This is a genomic window from Flavobacterium sp., assembly GCF_044339515.1.
GTDB lineage: Bacteria > Bacteroidota > Bacteroidia > Flavobacteriales > Flavobacteriaceae > Flavobacterium.
On sequence record NZ_JBIIVK010000089.1, the window covers coordinates 1 to 4,250 of the forward strand.

2 protein-coding genes and 1 pseudogene are annotated in these 4,250 nt (G+C 30.8%); 2 read left to right on the plus strand and 1 reads right to left on the minus strand.

All coding sequences use genetic code 11. From position 1 onward, the window contains the following. Positions 1-136 precede the first annotated feature (136 nt). Both ACIQ0M_RS15185 and ACIQ0M_RS15190 read left to right on the plus strand, forming a co-directional pair. Positions 137-1,819, plus strand: a complete 1,683-nt coding sequence (locus ACIQ0M_RS15185) for a GEVED domain-containing protein (RefSeq protein WP_396153751.1) — start codon at positions 137-139, stop codon at positions 1,817-1,819. Between the two features lie 37 nt (positions 1,820-1,856). Continuing rightward, on the plus strand, positions 1,857-4,154 hold the full coding sequence (locus ACIQ0M_RS15190) for a hypothetical protein (RefSeq protein ID WP_396153753.1): 2,298 nt from the start codon (positions 1,857-1,859) through the stop codon (positions 4,152-4,154). Here the strand turns inward: ACIQ0M_RS15190 and ACIQ0M_RS15195 are convergent. Continuing rightward, a pseudogene (locus ACIQ0M_RS15195) lies at positions 4,135-4,250 on the minus strand (IS5 family transposase); the annotation flags it as partial. The gene ACIQ0M_RS15190 and the pseudogene ACIQ0M_RS15195 sit on opposite strands and share 20 nt — an antisense overlap.

The following is a 4,250-nucleotide window of genomic DNA, read 5'->3' on the forward strand; positions in this document are numbered from 1 at the left end:
TTTAAAATGAAGTCTACAAGCTTCTTCACTTCCAAAATTTGCCGTAAAACTGAATAAATTCATCGCTTTTTTTTATCAAATATAAGGCTTTTTATTTAATTATGGGTAATTGCGGACAATCAAAAAATCTTTAATTATGAATAAAAATTACAACAATCATATACAATTAATTAAAAAAAACAGAACCTATAATAGACTCATTTTCTATAAAATTTTTTTGATTTTCATTTTACTTGTATATAATGATTTAAAAGCACAAGATACCTTTACAATTGGTGATGGTGAAGAATCATATAACACTTTAGGTGTTTCCCCATTTGCTACAATTAATCGTAATAGTAGATCGCAATATTTATATTTTGCTGACGAATTGTATAACGTAGGATTTAGTATCTCAGGAAATTTAACTTCTTTAGCTATAAATATAACTGAACTTGCACTACCTAGTAATTTAAAACCTGAAAATATTAAAATCAAGATTGGTATGACAACTTCATTTGAAATGGGACCAAATCTTGTTGATAATTTACCAGTTTATTATGAATCTACCACCGAAAATATAACGGAATTAGGTTGGTATACATTTGAGCTAGATACTCCTTTTGCTTGGGATGGATTTAGAAATATTATAGTTGAAATCTGTAGAAATAATTTCGATTTCGGAACTAGTTTTTCTGTGCAATCAAAAAATTTCCCTACGGGAGAGTCAGTTACTGCGGCTAATTACACAAATAATTCAGCCTTAAATGGATGTAATTTGTCTAATCAAAATTTACTCCCAGCACTTATAGCCAGAAGAAGACCAAACATGCAATTTACTTTTACGAATCCTTGTGAGTCAACTCCCTCTGGAGGTCAAACAGTTGTATCAGAAGGGCCTTATTGTAATGGAGAATTATTTCTTCTTTCTGTTCAGAACGGTTCAATTGAATCAGGACTTTCTTATCAATGGCAGTCATCTCCCAATGATAATGGACCTTGGACTGATATACCGGGGGCAACTGATGCTTTTTTTGAAACTAATCAATCAATTGCGACTTATTATCGTAGGGCAACTACATGCGATATCGCTTCTTCTACAGTTTTTGATTTTCCATTGTTAGTTGGAGGAGAAGGTTGTTATTGTACTTCTTTAGTTACAAATACAAATTCTATTGGAATTACTAAAGTAACTTTTGGTGAAATAAATAATCCATCTTTAAGCACACCTTCTTATTCAAATTTCACATCAATTCAAACAAGTATAGAGAGAGAATCGATGGTTTCCTTATCAGTTAATGTAAATACACTTGGAGGGACAAATAATACTATGGCATGGATAGATTGGAACCAAAATGGAGATTTTGAGAATAGTGAATCAATTAATTTAGGTTCAGTGACAGGAGGAGAGGATGTAAATTCAGGAATTGTAGCCAATGTGTTTGTGCCGGTTGATGCTGTGTTAGGTAATACAATTATGCGGGTTAGAACTAATCAATCCACATCAACTGATGAAACTACGCCTTGTGAATCTATTCAAAATGGTGAAGCTGAAGATTATACAATAATAGTTAATGAAAATTTAAATTTAGTTGAAGTTGTTAATTTAAATAATCAATTTCTAATTTCAATAAATACCGAAGGTATTCATTTTAAAGTTTTTGATAGAGCCATACAACAGATAGATGTATTTGATTTAAGTGGTCGCTTGATTTATTCAAAAAAAATTTCTGACCAGCTTGAAGTTACGATTTCTGATATTAAGCAATCGAATCAATTATTTATTGTAAATGTTAGTTTAATTACTGGAGAAAAGATTTTGACTAAGCTTATTTATTAGTATTACAATTTACTGTTTTTATAAAAATTAAAAAATTATGAAGTTTCATTTAATTGCAAAGATTCTTATTTTATTATTTAGTCTAATTTTTAAGGGTATTATTGGTTATAGTCAATGTAATCAACCAACAGGTATCATGGTTAGTGACATTACATCAGTTTCTGCTGTTTTAAATTGGTCAGCTTCAACATCTGCTCCTGGTATAGCCTATAATTTTGAAGTTCGTTCTTCTGGTTTGCCTGGTAGTGGGGTTTCAGGTTTAGTAGATAGTGGTTCAGTAGGAGATGGAGTTTTTTCTTCACTACTTTCTGGGTTATTATCAAATACTACTTATACAGTATATATGCGTTTTCAATGTACATCTGCACCTCTTTTTAGTAGTTGGACTTCTGGATTTACTTTTTCAACAAATACAATATCAGTTCCAATAGCTGGTTCTCCGTCTGGGGTTTCAGATACTTTTTTTTCAGCTCGTTGGATAGCTGTACCTGGAGCAACAGGCTATAGATTAGATGTTAGCGAGTTTAGTGACTTTTCGGTTATGTTAGCGGGCTATAATAATTTATTTATTCCCAGTGGTTCAACAAGTAAAATTGTGGATGGATTAAATCCTTCTACAAATTATTATTATCGATTGAGGGCTGAAGGAAATAGCGGAAGTGGCCCGGTTACAAGCGAAAATTCGAATGTAATTATGGTAACAACTTTTGATGAGCCTACTTTTGTGGCGGTTTGGTCGGATGGAGCTTGGTTAAATGGAATTCTCCCAACTTCGGAACATGATGTTATATTAGATGATAACTTTGTTTCTGATGAAAATAACACCACCATGTTTGAAGTTAAAAGTATTACTTTGAATGAAGGTTATTCGTATTCTATTACTTCGGGAAATAATCTTATAGTTTATGAAAATATAGTAAACAATAGCAACGCAACTTCATTTGTCATTCAAAATAATGCAAATCTGTTTCAACTTAATGACAATGCTTTACCAAATATCGGAGAAATTACAGTTTTGAGAAATAGTTCTGAAATATTTCGTTTAGATTACACTATGTGGTCATCACCTGTTTTTGGGTTACAAACTTTAAAACAGTTTTCACCTCAAACTGTTGATACACGTTTTTATACTTATAATACTAGTCAAAATATTTATTCACCAATAAATCCTTATACAACTGTATTTGAATCAGGCAAAGGTTATTTTATAAGATCTCCAAATAATCATGTAGCAAATAATGGTTCTAATGCCCCACAAGTTTGGACTGGAAATTTTGTGGGTATACCTAGGAATGGTGAAGTTATTGTATCATTAGAAACAGAAGGTCAAGGTTTTAATTTAGTTGGAAATCCTTATCCAACTGTGATAAGTGCTGATCAATTTTTACAAGAAAATGCGGCAAATATTGAAGGAACTATTTATTTTTGGAGAAGATTAAATGATTCAACGGGAGTCGGACCTTTAGGTTCTTTTTATGCCACGTATACAGAGTTTGGAGGAACAGGTTCCTCAACTAGTGAAGACCCAAATGGTTTTATTCAAATTGGTCAAGGATTTTTAGTAAAAGCACTAAGTTCAGAGTTATTTTTTAATAGTGGTATGAAAGTTCCTGATGAGTTTGAAAATCAGTTTTTTAGATATCCAACTACAAACCAAGATGTGAAACATCGATTGTGGTTAACTTTGACTAATCAAAATGGTGTTTTTAGTAAAATACTTCTTGGTTATTCTTCGGTAGCATCAAATGATTTAGATCGTTATGATGGAAAGTATATAAACGATTCTGAAGTAGTTTTAACATCTTTAATTAACAATCAAGAGTTTGTTATACAAGCGAAAGCTTTACCTTTTTCAAGCGAAGATTATTTTTTGCTAGGGTTAAAAATTGCCAGTTCTGGAGAATATAAAATTGCAATTGAGCAGATGGATGGTCTTTTTGCAGATGGACAGTTAGTTTATCTTGAAGATACTTATACAGCTACTATACATCCTTTAAATGAATCAGATTATATATTTAGTTCAGTTGCAGGGGCATTTAATGATCGATTTATTTTACGTTTTACTGATGAAGTAATGAATGTTGAACAACCGTACGATGAAAGTGCAATTTCAATTCAAACTCAAGATAATTCTCTTATAATTTATTCAAAGTTTACGGAAATTAATTCAATCAAAATTTATGATTTACAAGGGAGAATTTTATTTAATAGAGATCAAATAAATTCTAAAGATTTGTTTATTGAATCTTTATCAAAAGATAATCAATTATTAATTATTCAGATTGAAGATCAAAATAAAAATACATTGAAGTCGTTTAAACTTTTATTTTATTAAATTTTTTTAGTGCAATTATTATGAAAGCTAGATAATTAAAGCCTAACCAGCTATCTATTGTTGTGTCAAATCTATTGAGTAACGACCTAAAACTGT